Origin of the sequence: Legionella quinlivanii (assembly GCF_900461555.1) — a bacterium.
GTDB classification, from domain to species: Bacteria; Pseudomonadota; Gammaproteobacteria; order Legionellales; family Legionellaceae; genus Legionella_C; species Legionella_C quinlivanii.
Map to the genome: position 1 here is coordinate 2446730 of NZ_UGOX01000001.1, position 20812 is coordinate 2467541.

Below are 20812 nucleotides of genomic sequence, written 5' to 3' on the forward strand. Positions count from 1 at the left end.
CGCTTTTTGTTACTTCACGCGGTTTTTATTAAACCAGCATGTGCTTACCGCTGTTAATGTGCCTGGCAGCCTTAATTAAGTGAAAAAAAATGGCATATTTCTATTGTTTTATTCACATATGGTCTAGCTTCTAATATTATATGTGCTTTATGACTGTGGTGAAAATATTCATGAGCTTAACTTCTTTAACTGCCGTCTCTCCGCTTGACGGCCGCTACCAAAAAAAAACCAGCATACTAAGCCCCTATTTTAGCGAGTTTGCACTCATTTATTATCGTCTGATCGTTGAAGTTCGCTGGCTGGAAGCTTTGGCCGCTAATCCGGATATTCCGGAGGTGAAGCCTTTGTCAGAAGACGACAAACACTTTCTGGAGCAAGTTCTTGGCAATTTTAATGAGGAAGAAGCTGAGAAAGTTAAGACCATAGAGAAAAAAACCAATCACGATGTCAAGGCAATTGAATATTATCTAAAGGAAAAGCTGACTGACCATCCTCGTTTGAGCGCCGCAGCCGGTTTCATTCATTTTGCCTGCACCTCGGAAGATATTAACAACCTTTCCTATGCCCTGATGATAAAAGAAGCATTAGCTCAGGTTATTCAGCCTACTTTGGCAGAAATTATTGGCGGGATCACCCTGCTGGGGAAGCAACATGGTGATGCGGCGATGTTATCCCGGACCCACGGACAGCCTGCAACTCCGACAACCTTAGGCAAAGAACTGGTTAACTTTGTGGCACGTCTTAAAAGACCTCAACAGCAGCTTGCCGAAGTGTTGATTCCTGCCAAATGCAATGGCGCGGTTGGTAACTATAACGCGCATGTCGCGGCGTACCCGGAAGTAGACTGGCGTAAACATTGCGCTTCCTTTGTCAGCTCACTGGGTTTGTCTTTCAGTGCTTACACCACTCAGATTGAACCGCATGACGGCATCGCCGAAGTCTGTCATATTATGGTGCGAATCAATAATATTCTGCTCGACTATACGCAGGATATCTGGACTTATATTTCATTAAACTATTTTACCCAGAAAACAATTGCTGACGAAGTCGGTTCCTCCACCATGCCGCACAAAGTGAATCCCATTGATTTTGAGAACGCCGAAGGCAATCTGGGATTAGCCAATGCCCTGTTTGAGCATTTTGCGGATAAATTAACGAAATCCCGTCTGCAGCGCGACCTTTCCGACTCTACTGTGCTAAGAAATCTCGGTGCAGGATTTGCCTATACGCTCATCGCCTATCAGGCAATTGCCAAAGGCAATGATAAACTGCAGATCAATAAATCTGCATTGAAAGAAGACCTCGAAGATAACTGGGAAGTTCTTGCCGAAGCGGTTCAGACTGTCATGCGGCGCTATCAGATTCCAGATGCTTATGAACAATTAAAAGACTTGACTCGGGGTCAGGGAATTGACGCAGGCAGTCTGCAACAATTCATTAAAAAGCTGGAGATACCCGAAGCAGCAAAAACCAGACTATTAGCCATGTCACCCGAGAGTTACACTGGCTTGGCCGCGCAATTGGTGAAAGCATTTTCATGATCGAAGAATCATTATCACAACAAGGGACCTCTCGGGAATTTGATGTCATTGTCATTGGAACGGGGATTGCGGGCTTACATTATTGTCTGCAGGTCCTTAAATTACAGCCTCGTCTTCGCATTGCTTTAATCAGTAAGGCAGAGCTGGGTGAATGTAACAGTCGTTATGCCCAGGGAGGTATTGCCGCCGCATTTACGGAAGAAGATTCACTGGAAGCTCATATTGGAGATACTATTCTGGCAGGGGATGGCTTATGCTATGAACCTGCTGTTGAATTTATCATTCGACAAGCCCCCTCTATTATTGAAGAGCTGCTTGGTTATTCAGTTCCCTTTACCCGTACGGATACTGGTTATAACCTGGCTCAGGAAGGCGGGCACTCCTTTCGCCGTATATTTAATGCCGGTGATCAAACCGGGCTGGTTATCGTGCAAGCCCTTCTGAGCCAGATCGCAGAGTTGAAACAAATCACGGTATTTGAACATCATATCGCGGTTAATCTTATCACTCATTATCACCCGCATCGAACGGATATTCAGGGGGAAGTGCTGGGCGCTTACATTCTCGACTGCAAGGCAAATCTAATCCACACATTTCTTGCTCCCTGCGTCATTCTGGCAACGGGTGGAGCAGGCAAAACCTATCGATATACCACCAATCCAATGGTGGCGACCGGAGATGGCGTGGCCATGGCATACCGGGCTGGAGCACGTGTAGGAAATATGGAGTTTTATCAGTTTCACCCTACCCTTTTGCATCATCATAGCCTGAATAATTTTTTAATCTCGGAAGCCGTACGCGGTGAAGGTGCGATCCTGATTAATCCGGAATCCGGCGAGCGGTTCATGAAGAAATATGCGCCAGAAGCGATGGAACTGGCAACACGCGATGTGGTGGCCCGTGCAATTTTTAGTGAAATTGAACAAGGGCAACAGGGATTTGTGCATCTGGATATTACTCATGAATCACGTGCCTTTCTTAAAAAACGTTTTCCTCAAATCTTTTCCACTCTTCAAACGATTGGGATTGATATGAGCCAGGATATGATTCCAGTTGTTCCCGCTGCTCATTATCAATGCGGGGGGGTATTAACAGACGTTGACGGCAGAACAGACCTGAAACGATTGTATGCGGTGGGTGAAGTAGCATTCACCGGCTTGCACGGTGCCAACAGGCTTGCCAGCAACTCGCTTCTGGAAGCACTGGCAATGGCGAGTAATGCTGCTCGCTGTACATTAAAAGACATTTCCACTCCCAATAAGTTGTCCCAGGATATCCCTAACTGGTCGTCTCCGGGAGCCGTCAATCCGAGAAGAGCGAGTCAAATTAATGCCCATTGGCGCGGTTTGCGCGGCGAAATGACTTCCTATGCCGGAATCGTAAGAACCGAGGCTGGTCTTGAAGATTTACTACAATTAATATTGAAGAGAAAGAAAATTATTGAGGAGTATTACTGGAAGCATTGTATCACCAGAGATTTCATTGAACTGAGAAATATTGTTCTGAATGCTGAACTTATCGTCAGAGCAGCACTTTGTCGAAGGGAGTCTCGGGGAGGCCATTATCGCGAAGACTTCCCTGATAAAAATCTCCATGCCCAGGAAAGTATTGCTCGATTAACATCGCCGCAAAACCCATTTTTTTAATCAGACCTTTTCTTATGAGGTAGTAATGTTCGGTTATTCATCCATTTACCAACCTGAAAAAAGTATTATGCGCATCACTAATGACATGAGTATCTGTCAAAGTGATTATCCGCTGGACTGGTATCAGGAAGATTTCATTCCCTATGCAGAAGAGTATCAGGCATTAGCTGATCGCAAGCTTACTACTGTACTTGCCTGGATGAAGCCATATATGCAAAAAGCAGAGGCCCATTTTGGCGAACGCCTGTTGCTTTTAGCGCATTATTATATGGGCGGAGATATTGTCAGACTGGTAGAGCAGTTCGGCGGCCAGATTGGGGATTCCTATCAACTGGCATTAATGGCAGCGCAAAATCCACAGAAGTCAGTTATTATTGAGTCTGCCGTGCATTTTATGGCGGAGTCAATAAGTATTCTCGCCAATGACAATCAACATGTTTATATCACCAACCCTAAATCGGGTTGTACTATGGAAATGCTGGCTAAAGACTTTATGGTGGAGCCTGCCTTTCTGGATCTTAATGAACGTTATGGGGCTGAGAATATTTTACCCGTTTGTTATATGAATACCTCCGGCCGGGTGAAAGCCATGACTGGTGCTCAGGGAGGTGCGGTGTGTACCAGTTCAAACGTAAAAAAAATCTTCCAATGGGCTCGCGCTCAAAATAAGAAGATCCTGTTCATACCTGATCAGCATATGGGTGAAAACGTTGCCTACTGGCTGGGAATAAAAAATCTTGCTTATTGGCCAGGCGGAACGGCCGGTGCCCAATACTCTTTAGAAGCCCAGGATAAGGCAACACTCGATACTTTTGATAAAGCCGAGTTAATACTATTTTCCAGCCAATGCGCAGTTCATACCCACTATCAGGCTTATATGTGTGATTACTGGCACTCGCAACACTATGCCACAGTGGTGCACCCTGAATGCCGAAACGAAGTGGTTCGCGCCGCCCAGCAGGCTGGCTCTACAGCATTCATTTGGGACTACGTAGTCAATGATCGTGCTGGCACCAAACGTTATGCCATCGGTACTGAAAACCATATGGTAGAAAATGTCAAACAACATTGTAAAAACCTTGGTATTCAGGTAGTAAATCTCGCCGAAGCACCTAAACCTGATGATGCCAAAGGCATTGGCTGCGGCTGCGCAACTATGTCGAGAAATGATCCTCCTCATTTGATTGGGCTTGTTGATTTGCTAAGACAAGGCAAAGAAATGGCATACAATGAAGTGAAAGCCGGGGACGTAGTCAACGAGTTTACTGGCTTACGTCAGCGCCTGCAGCTGAATGACCAGCAATGGGTTATTGATAATGCTAAAAAAGCATTGAGAAAGATGATCGAGATTACCGAAGCTTAATTGAAACCCGTCATTGTGGATGCAGCGAAGCAATGACGGAAACTAACATAGCAAACCAGACTGAAAAAATCTTACCCCGTCGTTTTAAGTTGCCGTGCCACTCTTTCCCGTTGGATTAAATATAGGTTTCTTAAATAAATAAATACACCGGTGGACTGGCCCAGGATGAACACTGGATCTTTTTTATAAATTGAATACATTAATAATGTGATACCGCCTAATAAGCTTAAATACCAGAAAGCGACCGGAATAACACTTCGCTTTTCTTTTTCACTTATTAGCCATTGAACAAAAAATCGGGCAGAAAAAATGCCTTGCCCGACTAATCCCACACATAGCCAGATTGACTCAGAGCTCATTATTGATAACCTCCGGCGAACAGGGTCTCTTCAACAGCCAACGCACCCCCACCAGATCGTAAATACCAACAAATAATCGGTTCATGACCCCATATTTTGATACACCATGCCTTCTCGGGCGGTGGTTCACAGGCACATTCACGAGCCTGTATCCAGCCCTTAAAAATAATGCCGGTAAATAGCGATGTAAATGATTAAAATGAGGCAAATTTAAAAATGCACTTTTGGGAAACAGTTTCAGACTGCAGCCTGTGTCAGGGCAACTATCACGCAAAATAGTCTGACGCACACCATTACCTATACGGGAAGAAATGCGGCGAATCAGGTTATCATCTCGTCGTTTTCGATTTCCAAGCACCACTGTTTTGTGGTCCTCAATAAAGCCGCAAAGGGCAGGAATATCATTAGGATCATTTTGGCCGTCGCCATCAAGCGTCACTAAAAATTCATAGCGCGCTGCCTTTGCCCCGCTAACCAGAGCAGCACTCTGACCACAGTTAACCCTGTGTCGTACGAGTTGCAACCGCTCATCCTCTGCAGCCAGCTTTAACAAACGGCTGACAGTCTCATCATTGCTGCCGTCATCAACAAAAATGACCTCAAAGCAATAATCATCTTTTTCCAAAACATTCACTAGTTCATGAAAAAGTACTTCAACATTATCCTCTTCATTATATACAGGTATAATTACTGATAAATTAATAGGTTGTTTCAAATGTCACTCCCTTACAATATTACTGACTACTTATCGTCCTGTTGCTGCATCCATACCTACTGCACTGGGGATTTTTCCAGGCAGACTCCAACCATTTCTGTTTGCGTAAAACCCAGAGCAATGCGGCAAGTTCTATAAACACCAGATAAGTGGCAGCCAACACGTCGCTTAAGTAATGGTGGTTTAATATAATTCTCGAAACAGCGACTAAAAATCCCACAGTCAGCACATAAGAGCTGGAACGTGGGTATAAAAGACTTAAACCGGCAGCAACCGACATTATAGTGGTCGTATGACCAGAGGGAAATGACCAGAAGGGGGAATGTGTTTGAAAACCATAAAAGCCAAAGTATTGACCTTCGAGCAGCATGCTGGGCCTGGCACGTCCTAATACTACTTTCAGAAACCCGCAAATTGAGCTGGGTATTAATACACACAGCAATAGAAACCAGCATTTCGCTTCCCAGTCTGTATTGACCCTAATATATCTAAAAATGAATATTCCTAATATAAAAGCTGAAAAATAAAAGAAACCCGCCCCCAGTTTGGTGAATAGCTCCAGAAATTTGTAATTATGACGCAGATCAATATCAAAGAAAAATTCTGTTAGCGGTTTATCTACAAAGAAAAAGCAAAAGGCAATCAAACTTACTGCTAACACCATAACCCAGGGTTTGACAAAAAAAGACATTATTTTGTTACACGGAGACATCATTACTCTCTTTATTTTTAGGCCCGATGATAAAAAGATTGAGCCATCGGCCTTTACTATAGTTAAAACCACGCAGTCTTGCAATAACGCCAAAAGAATCAAAAGCGATATTCCAGCGAGCAAATGTTTTGTCATCAACCAGGAGCACCTGTCTTGGATTTTTTTCTAAAGAGGAAATCGCATCGGCAGTATCTCCAAATTTTATCCAGTTGGTATTCAGATTGAAAACAAGGCTGGGCTCATCAAAACCTACTGCAATTAAAGGATTATCGGAGTTAACCGCATGCTTTAAAGCCAGCTCAGAGATTTTAGGCGTAATCCAAAGCGGCTCGAGATCCGGCAAAATTCGATTAAAGCTTAGAAAATATACCACACTTGCCATAATCAGCAGCGAAGCGATGGATTGATAATAAGCTCGCCTGAATATGAAATAAACGGTTACCACTGCGAATGTTATTCCGCAAAATAGTATTGAAACAGCGGGCCAGCTGTTGTGGTTTAAAAAGACATAGGATATAACAGCTAGAAATATCACAAGTCCAATGGATAATATCCCCCAAAGGCTTTGCAAGAGCTTCAGCCAACTATTAGCTGAAGCCCTCGCCTCTCCAGTTTTTGTCATATTGATTAAAGAATCAATCGCCATTGCGGCCAATAGCGCCAAAGCCGGAAAAACAGGAAGAATATACTGGGGCAACTTGGTGGGCATGATTTCAAAAAAAATCCAGCTCGGAATAACCCAGCTCAAAAGAAATCTCACTGCCTTTTCATTTCGATGTCTGAATGCATAAACTGCAGTGGGCCATAAAAAGAGTGATGCGGGCCAAAAGGTTAATGGCAAAATAGCTAAATGAAAAAGTGGAGGCTTTCCGTGTGACTCATGCCCGCCCTTTAGTTTGGGTAATAAGTCCTTATGAATCATTTGCATTAAATAGTTACTGTGCTCAGCCTCATTGACCAGAATTACCCAGATTAGAGTTAGGAAAAGGAGGAGCAATAAGCCTGTAAACGGCCATAGATTGCGTAACCAGCGAATATTTTTATCGATTAGACAAAGGGTAGCTATGGACAGAAAACCTACTAAAGGCGTAACCCCTTTTAACACCAGTCCCGCAGCCATTGCCAGCCAGAAACATAAAGGCCAAACCCAGTGAATTCCAGTATTATTAGCGCTTCCCTGATAAACCATCCACAAGGCACCCTGCATTAACACCACAGTGGCAAGAAGAGCGGCATCAATTACCCCCATATGCGCCTCAACCACAAGTAAGAGGCAGGAGGACAGCAATAGCGCCGCAATTAATCCCGAGCGTTCATTCAACAGCCGTGAACCAAAATAAAAAGTGGCCAATACAGCAATTAATGCCCCTAAAACAGAAGGGATCCGGTAAGGCCAAATCTGGTTTGAATCAGGTTCACTGAATAATTTTACACTGCCCGCCTGAAGCCAGTTAATTCCGGGCGGTTTCTGGAAGCGTGTTCTATCCTGAAAGCGGATTTGAAAAAAATTACCTGATTGCAGCATTTGGCGACTTGCTTGTGCAAAATGCGCTTCATCCCTGTCAATCACCGGCAACTGGCTAATGCCTGAGGCAAAAAAGATCAGGGACAGAATAACAAGCCCTGACCAAATCACTAATTTGCGCAATGCCTTATACTCCTGAATCTTCGGCTGGGCTGATTATACTTAACTCCCCTGGAAATGACAAAAAATTCCTCCCGCGGTTCAGCTTAGACTAAATGCAGGTATCTTATTATCTTGTTCCTGTTATCATTGCGAGTTACACTTTCTCTTTTTATCAGCGTTTCTCATGCCAGAATTATCAACGATACAGCAAATTGCTATTTGGATTATTCCTGTTTTGCTGGCTATAACCATTCATGAAGCATCACATGCCTGGGTTGCTTCATTATGCGGCGATCGAACTGCTGAGCAGGAAGGACGGCTGAGTTTTAATCCCGTAAGACATATCGATCTGTTTGGAACTATTATTGTTCCTCTGCTGGTATTAACTTTAAGCAAATTCAGTTTTGTTTTTGGCTGGGCAAAACCTGTGCCTATCATGCCCTCTCGTATGCGCAATCCGCGTCGTGATCTCGCTTTAGTCACTTTGGCCGGTCCCTTGTCTAATCTGGTCATGGCAATATTCTGGGCCATTTGTTTTAAACTTTCGTTCTATCTGGATCCCCAGCGCACTAGCTATGCCCTCTTTCTTTTATTGGCTGCAAGGGCCGGGATGATCATAAACCTGCTGCTCTGTTTTTTTAATCTGCTTCCTATTCCCCCGATGGATGGAAGTAAAGTGGTAATGAGCCTGTTATCACCACGAGCCGCAATGAAATTTCAAAAAATTGAGCCATATGGCTTTTTTATTGTGCTTTTGTTGCTAATCACCGGCGCTCTGAGCTGGATTCTCAATCCACTTATGAATTATTCTCTTCGTCTGCTGGTCGCCGTGTTTCATTTATGAACATATTAGCCGATGCATCACTCCCCAATTTGAAGAGCGCTTTCCCAGCACCTTTTAATCTGACTGTTTATGAAGATCAAAGCCATATTCCCCATTTGCTGGCAGGACAGGAAATCCTGCTTTGTCGTGCCGCATTGAAAGTCAATGAATCTCTTTTTAGAAAGCATCGGGTTAAATATGTGGCCACGGCCAGTAGTGGCACCGATCATATTGATAGCGGCTTGCTGGCCCAGCTTGGGATTGAATTGCTGGATGCAAAGGGTTGTAATGCTCAAGCGGTTGCGGATTATGTAGTATGCAGTATTGCCTGGTTAAGAAAGCATAGAAAATTTAGCGGTAAGAATGCGGTGGTGATTGGTGCCGGTATGGTGGGTTCAAAAGTCAGCCGCCGTTTGAAAATGTTGGGTTTTGAGGTATTAAATTACGATCCTCTAAAATCGGCTTCTGATACCGGCTTTAAAAGCTGCGGCTATCAAGAGTTATTTGATGCCGATCTGATAAGCATTCATGCGAATTTACATACGATTGATCCCTATCCCAGTTTCCACCTTCTGGATGAGCCATTTTTTAATGCATTCAATCCGCAAGGAATTATTATAAATGCCGCCAGAGGACATATCGTTAATGAACAATCTCTTTTAAAACGACCAGGGCTAATTTATTGCACCGATGTATACAGTAATGAACCCGCGGTAAATCCCGAGATTATTAAAATGGCTACAGTTTGTACCCCACACATCGCCGGCCATAGTATCGAAGCAAAATTGCGGGCGGTACAAATACTCAGTTGCAAATTACATGCATTGTATAATCTTCCTTTAAGCCCTTTTCCTGAAAGTCAGGTATTTATGGATGAACCGGCAGCAGAGACCTGGGAGGAGCTGGCCTTAGCCCTGTATAACCCCGAGCCGGAAACTGCTGCGCTTAAACAAGCAGTAGATCTTCAGACGGCTTTTTTGCAATTGCGCAAAGCCCATCCGCCAAGGCATGATTTTGATCATTATCAAATGGCTACCGGTAAACTTGCTGAACTACAGCGAATTGCTGGTGTGGGAAACGAATAATCAATAGTCGACAATTCTTCACTTCTTGTCTACATTTTATAATGTTTGATTAAAAGATAAAAAATATCTCTTTTTCAAATAGTTCATGGGAAATTAGATAAGGATAAACTGATTATGACTTATGTAGCCTTGGAATGGGATCACAAAATCGGCAAATTTGCCATTGGTTGGCTAGTAGTCAAATGCGCCAGTGTGGGTCAAAAATTTGGTGGACCGCAAGCTCTGCCCCCAAGAAAAGACATTGCCTATTTTGTAAATCCAGAAACAGCCGAAATGGATGCCAAAAGTTTTGCCGAATTTAAGAATAAGTCCGATGCAGCGGATCAGGAAGAGTTTGTAAAAATTAATCTGGCTGAAGCAAGCAGACATGCTGCCTTTGAATGGGATCACAATATTTTCAATCCCCTAATCAAATGGGCAGTCCTCGAATGGGGGGGCAATTACGAACAGACTGGCGCACGAGACGATGTGGCATATTTTCTGGATGGAGAATCTGCCGAAATGGATGCAAAGTCATTTAGTATTATGAGAAATCAGCGGTTGTTTTAGAAAAGCATGTAGATTGGCCCTTGGCCTAATGGCACTGCGTTAAGGCTTTAACCCTCACTCCTACGTCCCTCGGCTTGTCCGAGGGATCCAGAGATCCAATCCTGGCATGAGATTCCTGGATCCCTCGGACAAGCCCTGAGGGATCCCCTCATAATTCTCTCCCTGCAACTAGTATCTCTATTTGCAGGGCCTCGACGGCTTTATCATAATCAATTCTATGTTTAAATTTCCTTTGTATGATTCGACAGCCGAGATAGAACAAAGAAAGCACTCGTTTTTTTTGGGATGTGTTGGCTTGAAAAGAGAGATGCCATCGCTTGTTTTCAGCAACGAAGCCGGTTAAATAAGCAATTAAAGTAGCCAACATAGCAATCATTAGTAACACTTGAATTCGCTCTATTGATTTTGAGTAAGCATGTTCAAAGCTAAAGCCATATTGAGATGACTTCAAATCTCGAAAATTCTGCTCTATTTGCATGCGTTTGAAATAGATTGAAAAAGGGTTAAACGATGTTTCTGTATTGTTTAATGAACTTGCTAAAAGCCAAGGTTCATTGGCTGATTTTGAATACACCTTGTCTTTCTTGCTTTGCGCTTTCTTTTTGTACTTATTAAAACGTGTACGTTTTTTTCCGGATAGCTTTATTAAATAAAGAAATGTTTCTATTGGGTCTGTTTTAGAGACAATGCCCCACCCCAGAGATTGTCCTTGTTCGGTCGCCTTTTCCTTTGAATCACAATAATATTCCCAGTAAGTATGGGTATCCAATCGATAACATATATTACCCCGGATACGGCCAACATAGTCCCAACCTTGTTTTAACACCAACCGAAACCATGAATTATAAAAACCAGCATCCGTAACTAATATCGGGAGACTTGTCTCAGGCAGAACTTGCTTTAAATTCTGTAAAAATAAGTGATGCGCTTTGTCACTATTTTCATATTGGCGAGGAAATACCTCTTCATAGACTGATAACGCACGGCCTTTAGCGACTAATGAGGCTCTAAGCAAGTAATGCGTTGTATTAGGAACATGGCTCCAATCTACCAGGATAATAGGACGACTATTTGTTCCAATTAACCTATGGGCTGTTTTTTGGTATATCGAGAATCGCTCTCCATGCAGGTTTTTATTCCCTAAAAAACGATCACAGCGTTTAATATTATTCTTTTCTTGAGCCTTATTTTTTAATGCTCGCCCCAACTGAGTTAACGACAGCTTTTTTTCCCTGAGTAAGGCATTGATAAATAAATTAAGAGTATTAAATCGTTTTCCATGGATAGTACTTGATAGCAAATTGTGTAAAAATCGCTTTATGTGCATGAGATATCCTAATCAAAATTGTTCGCAAAACTATTTGATCATATATCTTCATGCACTGCCACTTTTTAATATCCCTATTTATGAGGGGAGCCCTCAGGGACAAGCCGAGGGACGTAGGTAAATGTCTTAAGGCAGCGCCATTGGGCCAAGGGCCCAAACTACAATAATTTCTTATCCACATAGCGCTTTAAGACTTCCTGATCAGAAAAATGATGGCGTATACTGCCCACTTGCTGATAGGATTCATGCCCTTTCCCAGCGACCAACACGATATCATCAGCTGAGGCAAGACTGACTGCTTTGGCAATAGCTTCTTCTCTGTTGGCAATTTTATATAAATTGTCTCGTTTATGGATACCTTGCTCAATTTCATCAAGAATTTGCACAGGATCTTCGGTGCGTGGATTATCGCTGGTCATAATGACAATATCCGCATTGTCACTGGCGATTTGTCCCATAATGGGGCGCTTCGTTTTATCTCTGTCGCCGCCGCAGCCAAACACCGCAATGATTTTACCCTTTTTGACGCCATTTAAGGTTTCAAGAACGTTTTTCAAAGCATCCGGTGTATGAGCATAATCCACAATGGTATAGGGTTCATGGCTTACAATTTCCATACGGCCCGGAGCGGCTCGAAGTTTAGACATTGTTTCAACAACTTCAGACACGGGATAGCCTGCAGCCATAAGGCTGGTAAATATGGCCAGGGCGTTGTAAATATTAAAATATCCTAAAGCTCTTATCTGCAATTCATGGCTTCCCCAAGGAGAGATCAGTTTAATTCGGGTTCCTGTCAGACTGATTTCATGTTCAATAGCTCTGACATCAGCCTGCTGATGAACACCATAGCTTAACAACTGGCAATTGGCAGAAACAGATTTCAGGATTTGTCGGGTATACTGATCATCCTGATTTACAATGGCCCACTTTAACTCTGGAAACGCAAACAGTTTTGCTTTTGCCTTTGCATACTCATCCATCGTGTGATGATAATCGAGGTGATCGTGGGTTAAGTTAGTGAAAATCCCCTGAGAAAAACGAATACAATCAGTGCGTCCCTGATCAAGAGCATGTGACGATACCTCCATACACACCTGACTGATATCGGATTGACGAAATCGGCTGAATAGCTGTTGCAGGCAAAATGCATCAGGCGTGGTATTGGCCAGTGATTGCAGATCATCCGCTTTTCCATAGCCCAAAGTGCCGATATAAGCCGATTTTGCAGAAAGTAGTTCATGTGCCTGCGCTAACTGATAGGCGATGGTTGTTTTACCATTCGTTCCAGTGACGCCGGTAACGTAGAGGCTGTCCGAAGGATTTTGATAAAATCGGGCAGCCAGTTCAGCCTGCTTCGCTGCAAGATTAGCCAATGGAATATACACAGTAGACGCGGCAGGCTCGGATATCTTCCACCCATGAGGATCAAAAAGAACTGCGGCAGCCCCACTCTTTACAGCTTGTGAAATAAACTGCCGTCCATCTGAGGCATGACCAGGGTAAGCTATAAACAAATCACCAGCCTTAACGGATCTGCTATCATTGCTGATCCCGGTTATTTCCAATTCAGATACATCATCAATCCAGGGATTGAGCAGTTCATTGAGTTTCATTTGACTTAGCCTGTTGTTATATCGGGCGGAATATCCAGAGTGCGTAAGGCGCCTGACATTACTTTTGCAAATAAGGGTGCGGCAACCGCTGCTCCATAATAACCATTTTTAGTCGGCTCATGAATTACTACCACCACAACCAGTCGAGGACGCGATGCTGGAGCAATACCTACGAAGCTGGCTATGTGCCGATTGGCCTCATAGCCATTTTTTCCAGCGATTCGGGCGGTTCCTGTTTTACCTGCTACACGATAGCCCGGAATCTGGGCTGCTTTACCCGTTCCCTCCACCATAACGGCCTCCATCATAGCCAGAACATCATTAGCAGTTTTCTCGTCAATTACCTTTTCGACGCTCGGGTGATAATCGGGATTATGCAACAAAGTAACAGGCAGCAAATTGCCATGATTGGCAAATATTAAATAGGCTTTAGCCAATTGCAGGGGGGTCACTGATAACCCATATCCAAAACTGACGGTTGCTAAAACGAAAGGATTGGCATCTTTAGGCTTCACAATCGCCCCATCGCTTTCCCCTGGATAACCGCTTTCTGTTCTTTGACCAAAACCACTGCGCTGCAAAAGCCCAAGCAGTTGCTCCGGCGGACTTAAGAGTACCATTTTGGTCACTCCGACGTTACTTGAATGTTCTAAAACTCCTGTTACATCAAGTACGCCATAATTATGAACATCTCGTATAGTATGACCATGAACAATCATCCAGCTCGGACGGGTATCAATAATTGTCGCCGGCGTTACCAGGCCGCTGCCAAGCGCACTGGCAATACTGAAAGGTTTGATAACGGAGCCGGGTTCAAATGTATCGGTGATCGCCTTGTTACGATAACTATCCCGGGAATAGTTAGCTCTGGCATTAGGATTAAACGAGGGATAATTGGCGGTTGCCAGAATTTCACCGGTTTGAGTATCCACCACGACGACCGAACCACTGCGAGCGGCAAATTTTTCCATTGTATTTTTCAATTCATGATGCGCCAGGTACTGGATACGGCGATCGATACTCAAAACCAAATCATGACCGGGCTTAGGTTCCTTAAGGATCCCTAATACTTCAACAATATGACCCGTTCTATCCTTAACAACCCGCTTTTTCCCCGGAACACCCATTAACCAGTCCTGATAGGCCAGTTCCATTCCTTCAATTCCGGCATCGTCAATATTGGTAAATCCAATTAGCTGAGCAGTACTGTCCCCTTCCGGGTAATAGCGTTTAAATTCCTGCTGGAAATTGACACCTGGAATTTTTAATACTTCAATCTCCTTGGCCAGCATAGGGGGTAACTGGCGTTGTAAATAAAGAAATTCCCGGTTTTTGGCTTTCTCAACTCGTGCTTTTAATATTTTGGCGGGAATACCGGTTATTTTGGACAATGTTGCAAGTTGCTGAGGGGTAGGAGAAAATTCCTTGGGATTAACCCAAACAGATTGAACAGGGGTACTTACAGCGAGCGGCGTGCCGTTACGATCAGTTATCATTCCCCGATACGCAGGAATATCCTGAACTCTTAAACTTCTGGCGTCGCCTTGTCCTTTAAGAAATTGTCGATGAAGGACAGTGAGGTCAAGCATTCTCCAGACTAAGATACCCAGAATGAGAACAAAAAAGCCTGAAACGGTAATTAACCGTAAACGGTGTCCGTTTTTTTTCATCGCGGCTTTAATACAAAGGTTTGTTTATCTGCCGGTAAACGCATCCGTAATTTTTCGATAGCCAATTGCTCAACGCGCGCCGGAGTAGCCAAGCTTGCTTGTTCCAAAAGTAACTGTCCCCACTGTAATTGCAATTGGTGGTTATTTTGCTCTAATTGCTGCAAATAATCAAAGCGTAATCGATGCTCATTGGTAATATAAACTACTGCCAGTGCACTTAAGAGAACACTGATTAGCAAAGTTATTATCAAACTCATCTGTTTGGATAGGCGCATCTCAGATAATTGTCCAGTAAATAAATTGCTTTGATTTATCGCTCTGGCTGCGGCATTCATGACAACTTCTCTCCTATTCTAAGGACCGCACTACGGGATCTGACATTCTCTTTAATTTCACTTTCTTCTGGCATAATCGCCTTACCTACTCGTCTGAATTTTTTTACAATCTCATTGTATTTCACAGGCACACCGGGAGGCGGTCTATTACCTTCCTCCATTGCCTTCATAAACTGCTTCACTATTCGATCTTCTAAGGAGTGGAAACTGATAACAGCCAAACGCCCCCCGATTTTCAACACATCAACCGATGATTTGAGCGCTTTTTCCAAATCGCTTAATTCATCATTGATATAAATACGTATTGCCTGGAATACTCTTGTTGCAGGATGCTTATGTTTTTCCCATTTTGGATTTGCCGCCTTGACGATCTCGGCAAGTGCCTGAGTAGTCAATATTGGGGATTGCTGGCGGGCTGCCACTATCGCCCGCGCAATCCTTCCTGCAAAACGCTCCTCTCCGTACTTCCTGAACACCTCCTTCATTTCCTGCTCGTCGGTACGATTAACAAAGGTTGCGGCATCAAGTTTCTGATGCAAGTTCATTCGCATATCCAGAGGGCCTTCTTTTAAAAAACTAAACCCCCTTTCTGCGTCATCTAACTGCGGAGATGACACTCCCAAATCCATTAACACTCCATCTACAACACCACTAACGCCTGCTTTTTCTGCAAAAACGGCAATATCAGCGAACGAACCGTGGAAAATCTCAAAGCGTTTTTCCTGGGCAAATACTTCACCGGCATACTGGATAGCCTCAGGATCTTTATCAATGGCAATCAATCGGCCTTGCTCCGACAGGCGCTCAAGAATTGCACGACTGTGCCCTCCCCGGCCAAAAGTGGCATCAACATAGACACCGTCCGGATGGATTGCCAAACCATTTATCGATTCTTCTAATAAGACTGATTGATGCATGTTGTTTCACTATAAAGAAAATGTTTTCATTTCATCTGGTAAGACGTCGTGCTGAGAGGCTTCTTCAGCTAACCAGCTTTCACGTTTTTCTTCCCAAGTCTTATCATTCCAAATCTCAAACTTATTGCCTTGGCCAATCATTACTGCATGCTTTTCGAGTCCTGCGTATTCACGCAGCAAAGAAGGCAATAATAATCGTCCATTGTTATCTACCTCAACATCAGTTGCATGCCCAATCAGCAAACGCTGAATACGCCTTGCAGCCGCGTTAAAACTCGGCAAACTCTGCAATTTATCTTCAATAACTTGCCATTGTGCAGCGGGATACAGCAAAAGACAGGTTTCTTCAGTATCAATAGTGATGACTAAAGAGGCATTGCCTGCGTTGTCCAATGCTTCACGGTAACGTGTTGGAACCGCTATACGACCCTTCGCATCGATTGTCAAAGACGTTATGCCACGAAACATGATTAATTTTGCAGGCTATCCCACAATTCTCCACTTTTTTAATATTTTACACCACTTTCTTACACTATAGAAACACAAAATCCTTCTCGTCAACAAATTTTGTTTAATTTTTAATAGGAAGAGGAATTTTTGACCAAGTGATGGGCAGGTTGATTTTTTTATGAATTGGCAGAAGGTGGTGCGGAAAGGCCTTGTTGCATAATGAAGACAGGGTCACAAAAACCGTCTTTGCGCGCATTAGCGAAGCAGATCCTTACTTTCAAGTTTTGATCTGGATTGCTTCACTTTGTTCGCAATGACGACAGACTAGTTGCCTGGTTCTATTTACGCAACAATGCCGCGCGGAAATGACTGATTCCAGACGGGTGATGTCAGGAACAAGGAGGCTACATCATTATTGATTCATTAAGGCAGCCAGACGAATGCCCTGCAATACCAGATCTGGTACCAGATAATCATAAATATTTTGCTTTTCAAACAGGGAAGCAAAACCACCGGTAGCCAGTACTAAAACTTCCTCATCATTAAAGGATTCCGCTTTTATCCGGGTGATTAATTCGCGGCAAGCACCTATGGCGCCAAAATAAACGCCCGACTGGATACTTTCAATCGTGGAACGGCCAACAGCCTGGTTCATTTTTACAATTTCTACCGCCGGTAATTTAGCGGTATTAGTGGAAAGTGCATCAACCGATAAACGCATTCCCGGAAGGATAGCTCCTCCCAGATAAAATTTATGTGCAGTAATGACACAGAACGTAGTTGCCGTACCAAAATCAATCACAATAATATTTTTACCGGGATAAATATGTGCCGCCGAAATGGCATTGGCGATCCTGTCAGCTCCTACTTCCAGAGGATTTCGATACTTTATATTAAGTCCTGTTTTTACTCCGGCCTGCAGAAAAAATGGGTCGACAGTAAAGTATTTAAGACAAGCGGAACGCAGGGAATAGTCCAGTTGCGGTACGACCGAGCAAATAGCGATTTGCTTTATAGCTTCCGGTGAGCATTGATTTTCACGCAAGACCGTTTTCAAAAAAATACCGAACTCATCCGAGGTACAGGCTTTGGAGGTATGACGAAATCGCAAGCGGATTTCATCCCCTGCAAAGACACCACCATATATATGAGAGTTTCCCACATCGAGGCATAAAATCATAAGTTTCTATTGTTCAGGAATTCAGGCTTCCGATAGTAAAGCCTGACTTGAACATAATCAAGCTTAAACCATCATTGCCAGTCTCCGAGACGGCCAATGCTACTTCGCAGCCTAAATGAGGTGAGAAAAAAGTCGGTCGATAAGCCGGGTTCTGTCAGGGACAATCATTCATCTGGGACATTCGTCACCGAATGCCTCAAGCGACCTACCCGAATCCCGTACGGACCATACGTTCCGGTAAACCGGATGGATTCCTATTTGGTCTTGCTCCAAGTGGGGTTTGCCCTGCCACAACTGTTGCCAGTTGCGCGGTGCGCTCTTACCGCACCATTTCACCCTTACCATTTTCATGGCGGTATATTTTCTGTGGCACTTTCCGTAGGCTCACGCCTCCCAGGCGTTACCTGGCACTTTATCCTATGGAGCCCGGACTTTCCTCCCCTTGCAAAGCAAAGAGCGATTGCCTAACCGACTTTGACTATCATAATAGCAAACTGGGTTTTGGAAAACCAGTAACATCTCCTTTAAATGAGGCTTTATTCAATGAAAAGAGTCAAAGCTATACTATTATTAACAAATAATGCAATTTATTCTTATAAATTATGTCTCCTAAAAAACAATTTAGCTCGCTTTCTGCGGATCAGTTCCTCAAAAGAATTAAAAGAGAATTTGCTGACTGTGGTGTAATGGGCGGGTTTACGTACATATCCCCCTCCAATAGAGATATGAACGTACCACTGCAAAGCCAATATCAGAGCATCCATCTAAATGCGTATCAAGATCTCGCTCAACGTGACCCCCTCAGCCGGTTCATACACAAATTTACAAATAATTATATAAGTACATCAGGTTATGGAGAAGAGAATTTTAAAGAGGCCTCTTTCAAACTGCATGTCAATTTAAATGAAATAGGCAGCCTGGATCAAGAAACTTTACTTGGCCTGATACGTCTGATTCATACGGAAAGTTGGGCACATAATGTCCGAAATTTTAAAGTTATCAACCCTGAGGTACTTAGCCATCCGCGGTTTCAAAACACGGCTCAACTGACAATATACATGAATAGTTACGCCTCTGTTGCGGATCTTATGTCTTTATCTGAGAAAATAAAAGCATATCTTCTGGAACAAAAGGTACCAGAAAATAAAATAACTGAGGATTCAAAAAGCTCAGTCGAACTTAATTCATTCGTCTCAGGAAGATTTGACACTTGCAAAGCAATTAAAGCGTATGGTGAATTTCCATTTATGGACAATGAGATAGCGATATTCTTTGCGAAACATAAGGGTAATAAAGAACTGGAAAATATACCTCTATGTGCTTTCGAGGCAATATTCAATAAAATTATTTGCTCAAAATCAGTCGACGGATTTAAGAGAAAAGCTTTGAGCACAGAGCACAGTAAAAAGGTACAACTTGAATTTGAGAAGATGTTGGATGATCCCAGTCGATATATCAAAGATATGAGCAATCCGGAAAAAAATGGCTTAGATAGCAATTTAAGTGAGAAAGAACAAAATGAGCAGAGAGTTGAAGAACAATTAATAAATTTCATAGCCGATTTTACAGACTGTGACACAGAGGATGAACTTACAGAAAAAATCGCCCAGGAAAAAAGCCGGCTTGAGCAGATAGTATCAGCCGAACAGCTTAACAGTAAATTCAACGAACTTATTCAGCAAAAAAAGCAGAGTATCGAAGAACAAGCACAAAACTATCGGGGGCAACTGGCCAAAAGGCCCCCTATGGCTCCCGAAAAAATCCATGATTTTAAAGCAGCATTATCAAGTCTGGAACAACTGTCCGAAAAACCCGGTCCAGATCAACGGACAATTAAAAAATTTTGCAGCCTGATACGCCAAGAGTTTCAACGTTTTAAAAACGGTGAGTCATCATCTAATGATTTTTATAAAAACTGCAAAAATATTTCTGAAGCAAGCGGTCTGGAAAAAAAAGAAAGTCTGGGAGCTAAAGTGAAAAGAATCTTACTAGCCATTTTGTCCCTCAGATTCCTATATTCACGAGCAAGCAAAGACAGTGGAAATACAGTATCAGATGGACAGGTTGTCAAGGATAAGCTAAAGAATATGCGATCAACCCTCGAGGATTTAAGAGAATCGGCAAATCAGACATCGAAGGAGCAGAAAAATAATGAAGATATTCCAACAAAATTGGCGCCCGGCTAGAGCCTGTTTATACTAAACATGAATTAAACAGCTTGAATGCATCCTGCGAGAAATAGTATTAAACACTCTATGATTTTTCGCAAGATACACTCAACAGAAGCCTTTAGAAATTAACCGCGGGTGCCAATAAACTCATCATCAAAATAACGCTTCAGTTTAGTACGCAGTGTGCCGCGGCTAACACCAAGTACACGAGCAGCTTTTGATTGATTATAACGGGTCAGTTCCATCACCGTACGAAATAAGGGAGCTTCTACTTCCTCAACAATCAGTTGATAAAGGTTAAGATTATTATCTTTATTGCTGACAGCATTCAGATACCCTTTGACGGTTCCGATTACTTGCTGAATCAAGGCATCGTTAATTTGTGTCACATCTTGCATTACTGCACTCATTGATCTCTCCAAAGACTCTGTTGAATCATTAAAAAAAGTTACCCATTTTGAGCATCATGATCGCAATACTACCAAATATTACAAACTATGTAAACATTGTTTTATAGATACTCATTTATTAAGGAAATATTAAGAAAAAATTAAGATTTAATCAAGTTTTTTTGCATATTTCGTTGCAAATTTATACTAATTAATTTTAATTGGAGCAAACTTTGCATAAATTCACTAAAGAAAGCTTAAGAAAAGCAATTGCCAATATTTAAACATTCGCAATTATTTGTTATCAAACAGTGTAAAAATAGATTAAATGAGGGCTATA

At 42.9% G+C, this 20812-nt stretch carries 19 protein-coding genes and 1 other RNA gene; 7 read left to right on the plus strand and 13 right to left on the minus strand.

What is annotated here, in order from left to right; genetic code table 11:
• The first annotated feature begins 170 nt into the window (after nucleotides 1-170).
• From purB to nadA, 3 genes are read left to right on the plus strand one after another with little or no spacing between them, the layout of a single operon-like run.
• Complete coding sequence (gene purB / locus DYH61_RS10405; protein ID WP_058507365.1) at nucleotides 171-1541, plus strand: adenylosuccinate lyase; 1371 nt, start codon at nucleotides 171-173, stop codon at nucleotides 1539-1541.
• A complete protein-coding gene (gene nadB, locus DYH61_RS10410) occupies nucleotides 1541-3187 on the plus strand; it encodes an L-aspartate oxidase (RefSeq protein ID WP_058507379.1) in 1647 nt (548 codons plus the stop codon). The genes purB and nadB overlap by 1 nt, the downstream gene beginning before the upstream one ends.
• A gap of 25 nt (nucleotides 3188-3212) precedes the next feature.
• The gene (gene nadA, locus DYH61_RS10415; protein WP_058507366.1) at nucleotides 3213-4550 is read left to right on the plus strand and encodes a quinolinate synthase NadA; all 1338 of its coding nucleotides are present in this window, start codon (nucleotides 3213-3215) and stop codon (nucleotides 4548-4550) included.
• A gap of 71 nt (nucleotides 4551-4621) precedes the next feature.
• On the opposite strand, the gene DYH61_RS10420 is transcribed toward nadA, so the two are convergent.
• From DYH61_RS10420 to DYH61_RS10435, 4 genes are read right to left on the minus strand one after another with little or no spacing between them, the layout of a single operon-like run.
• Nucleotides 4622-4909 carry a lipid-A-disaccharide synthase N-terminal domain-containing protein gene (locus DYH61_RS10420; RefSeq protein ID WP_058507367.1) on the minus strand — a complete coding sequence of 96 codons (288 nt, stop codon included), beginning with the start codon at nucleotides 4907-4909 and terminating at the stop codon, nucleotides 4622-4624.
• Nucleotides 4899-5624 (minus strand): glycosyltransferase family 2 protein, encoded by a 726-nt coding sequence (locus tag DYH61_RS10425; protein WP_058507368.1) that lies wholly within the window; start codon nucleotides 5622-5624, stop codon nucleotides 4899-4901. Before DYH61_RS10425 ends, DYH61_RS10420 begins: the two co-directional genes overlap by 11 nt.
• Nucleotides 5625-5643: 19 nt before the next feature.
• Nucleotides 5644-6339 carry a phosphatase PAP2 family protein gene (locus DYH61_RS10430; protein WP_160037289.1) on the minus strand — a complete coding sequence of 232 codons (696 nt, stop codon included), beginning with the start codon at nucleotides 6337-6339 and terminating at the stop codon, nucleotides 5644-5646.
• A complete protein-coding gene (locus tag DYH61_RS10435) occupies nucleotides 6323-7984 on the minus strand; it encodes an ArnT family glycosyltransferase (protein WP_058507370.1) in 1662 nt (553 codons plus the stop codon). Before DYH61_RS10435 ends, DYH61_RS10430 begins: the two co-directional genes overlap by 17 nt.
• A 163-nt stretch (nucleotides 7985-8147) precedes the next feature.
• Between DYH61_RS10435 and DYH61_RS10440 the strand changes: the two genes are divergently transcribed.
• The 3 genes from DYH61_RS10440 to DYH61_RS10450 all read left to right on the plus strand — a co-directional run bounded on the left by DYH61_RS10440 (nucleotide 8148) and on the right by DYH61_RS10450 (nucleotide 10420).
• The gene (locus tag DYH61_RS10440; RefSeq protein WP_058507371.1) at nucleotides 8148-8807 is read left to right on the plus strand and encodes a site-2 protease family protein; all 660 of its coding nucleotides are present in this window, start codon (nucleotides 8148-8150) and stop codon (nucleotides 8805-8807) included.
• Nucleotides 8804-9871, plus strand: coding sequence for an NAD(P)-dependent oxidoreductase (locus DYH61_RS10445; RefSeq protein WP_058507372.1), 1068 nt, complete (start codon nucleotides 8804-8806; stop codon nucleotides 9869-9871). The genes DYH61_RS10440 and DYH61_RS10445 overlap by 4 nt, the downstream gene beginning before the upstream one ends.
• A gap of 114 nt (nucleotides 9872-9985) precedes the next feature.
• On the plus strand, nucleotides 9986-10420 hold the full coding sequence (locus DYH61_RS10450; protein WP_058507373.1) for a hypothetical protein: 435 nt from the start codon (nucleotides 9986-9988) through the stop codon (nucleotides 10418-10420).
• A gap of 148 nt (nucleotides 10421-10568) precedes the next feature.
• Here the strand turns inward: DYH61_RS10450 and DYH61_RS10455 are convergent, their stop codons facing one another.
• The 8 genes from DYH61_RS10455 to rnpB form a co-directional block, all read right to left on the minus strand.
• Nucleotides 10569-11747 carry an IS4 family transposase gene (locus DYH61_RS10455; protein ID WP_115343291.1) on the minus strand — a complete coding sequence of 393 codons (1179 nt, stop codon included), beginning with the start codon at nucleotides 11745-11747 and terminating at the stop codon, nucleotides 10569-10571.
• A gap of 158 nt (nucleotides 11748-11905) precedes the next feature.
• Nucleotides 11906-13360 carry a UDP-N-acetylmuramoyl-L-alanyl-D-glutamate--2,6-diaminopimelate ligase gene (locus DYH61_RS10460; RefSeq protein ID WP_058508056.1) on the minus strand — a complete coding sequence of 485 codons (1455 nt, stop codon included), beginning with the start codon at nucleotides 13358-13360 and terminating at the stop codon, nucleotides 11906-11908.
• A gap of 5 nt (nucleotides 13361-13365) precedes the next feature.
• On the minus strand, nucleotides 13366-15030 hold the full coding sequence (locus DYH61_RS10465; RefSeq protein WP_058508057.1) for a peptidoglycan D,D-transpeptidase FtsI family protein: 1665 nt from the start codon (nucleotides 15028-15030) through the stop codon (nucleotides 13366-13368).
• Nucleotides 15027-15365, minus strand: coding sequence for a cell division protein FtsL (gene ftsL, locus DYH61_RS10470; RefSeq protein WP_058508058.1), 339 nt, complete (start codon nucleotides 15363-15365; stop codon nucleotides 15027-15029). Before ftsL ends, DYH61_RS10465 begins: the two co-directional genes overlap by 4 nt.
• Nucleotides 15362-16282, minus strand: coding sequence for a 16S rRNA (cytosine(1402)-N(4))-methyltransferase RsmH (rsmH, locus tag DYH61_RS10475; protein WP_058508059.1), 921 nt, complete (start codon nucleotides 16280-16282; stop codon nucleotides 15362-15364). The genes ftsL and rsmH overlap by 4 nt, the downstream gene beginning before the upstream one ends.
• 9 nt (nucleotides 16283-16291) lie before the next feature.
• The gene (gene mraZ / locus DYH61_RS10480; RefSeq protein ID WP_058508060.1) at nucleotides 16292-16750 is read right to left on the minus strand and encodes a division/cell wall cluster transcriptional repressor MraZ; all 459 of its coding nucleotides are present in this window, start codon (nucleotides 16748-16750) and stop codon (nucleotides 16292-16294) included.
• Nucleotides 16751-17144: 394 nt separating this feature from the next.
• Nucleotides 17145-17912 carry a type III pantothenate kinase gene (locus DYH61_RS10485; protein ID WP_058508061.1) on the minus strand — a complete coding sequence of 256 codons (768 nt, stop codon included), beginning with the start codon at nucleotides 17910-17912 and terminating at the stop codon, nucleotides 17145-17147.
• A gap of 124 nt (nucleotides 17913-18036) precedes the next feature.
• An RNA gene (gene rnpB, locus DYH61_RS10490) (RNase P RNA component class A) lies at nucleotides 18037-18388 on the minus strand.
• A gap of 126 nt (nucleotides 18389-18514) precedes the next feature.
• On the opposite strand from rnpB, the gene DYH61_RS10495 reads away from it, so the two are divergent.
• Nucleotides 18515-20098: a hypothetical protein gene (locus tag DYH61_RS10495; protein ID WP_058508062.1), complete on the plus strand. Its 1584-nt coding sequence runs from the start codon at nucleotides 18515-18517 to the stop codon at nucleotides 20096-20098.
• Nucleotides 20099-20208: 110 nt separating this feature from the next.
• Here DYH61_RS10495 and DYH61_RS10500 read toward each other — a convergent pair whose 3' ends face one another.
• Nucleotides 20209-20493: a helix-turn-helix domain-containing protein gene (locus DYH61_RS10500; RefSeq protein ID WP_058508063.1), complete on the minus strand. Its 285-nt coding sequence runs from the start codon at nucleotides 20491-20493 to the stop codon at nucleotides 20209-20211.
• Nucleotides 20494-20812 lie beyond the last annotated feature (319 nt).

What these genes read in the sequence shown, in the direction of transcription:
- DYH61_RS10500 (WP_058508063.1), bottom strand. Translation starts at nt 20,493, where the DNA reads ATGAGTGCAGTAATGCAAGATGTGACACAAATTAACGATGCCTTGATT.
- rsmH (WP_058508059.1), bottom strand. Translation starts at nt 16,282, where the DNA reads ATGCATCAATCAGTCTTATTAGAAGAATCGATAAATGGTTTGGCAATC.
- DYH61_RS10485 (WP_058508061.1), bottom strand. Translation starts at nt 17,912, where the DNA reads ATGATTTTATGCCTCGATGTGGGAAACTCTCATATATATGGTGGTGTC.
- DYH61_RS10445 (WP_058507372.1), top strand. Translation starts at nt 8,804, where the DNA reads ATGAACATATTAGCCGATGCATCACTCCCCAATTTGAAGAGCGCTTTC.
- nadA (WP_058507366.1), top strand. Translation starts at nt 3,213, where the DNA reads ATGTTCGGTTATTCATCCATTTACCAACCTGAAAAAAGTATTATGCGC.
- DYH61_RS10450 (WP_058507373.1), top strand. Translation starts at nt 9,986, where the DNA reads ATGACTTATGTAGCCTTGGAATGGGATCACAAAATCGGCAAATTTGCC.
- DYH61_RS10465 (WP_058508057.1), bottom strand. Translation starts at nt 15,030, where the DNA reads ATGAAAAAAAACGGACACCGTTTACGGTTAATTACCGTTTCAGGCTTT.
- DYH61_RS10495 (WP_058508062.1), top strand. Translation starts at nt 18,515, where the DNA reads ATGTCTCCTAAAAAACAATTTAGCTCGCTTTCTGCGGATCAGTTCCTC.
- DYH61_RS10420 (WP_058507367.1), bottom strand. Translation starts at nt 4,909, where the DNA reads ATGAGCTCTGAGTCAATCTGGCTATGTGTGGGATTAGTCGGGCAAGGC.
- DYH61_RS10430 (WP_160037289.1), bottom strand. Translation starts at nt 6,339, where the DNA reads ATGATGTCTCCGTGTAACAAAATAATGTCTTTTTTTGTCAAACCCTGG.
- purB (WP_058507365.1), top strand. Translation starts at nt 171, where the DNA reads ATGAGCTTAACTTCTTTAACTGCCGTCTCTCCGCTTGACGGCCGCTAC.
- mraZ (WP_058508060.1), bottom strand. Translation starts at nt 16,750, where the DNA reads ATGTTTCGTGGCATAACGTCTTTGACAATCGATGCGAAGGGTCGTATA.
- DYH61_RS10455 (WP_115343291.1), bottom strand. Translation starts at nt 11,747, where the DNA reads ATGCACATAAAGCGATTTTTACACAATTTGCTATCAAGTACTATCCAT.
- DYH61_RS10460 (WP_058508056.1), bottom strand. Translation starts at nt 13,360, where the DNA reads ATGAAACTCAATGAACTGCTCAATCCCTGGATTGATGATGTATCTGAA.
- ftsL (WP_058508058.1), bottom strand. Translation starts at nt 15,365, where the DNA reads ATGAATGCCGCAGCCAGAGCGATAAATCAAAGCAATTTATTTACTGGA.
- DYH61_RS10440 (WP_058507371.1), top strand. Translation starts at nt 8,148, where the DNA reads ATGCCAGAATTATCAACGATACAGCAAATTGCTATTTGGATTATTCCT.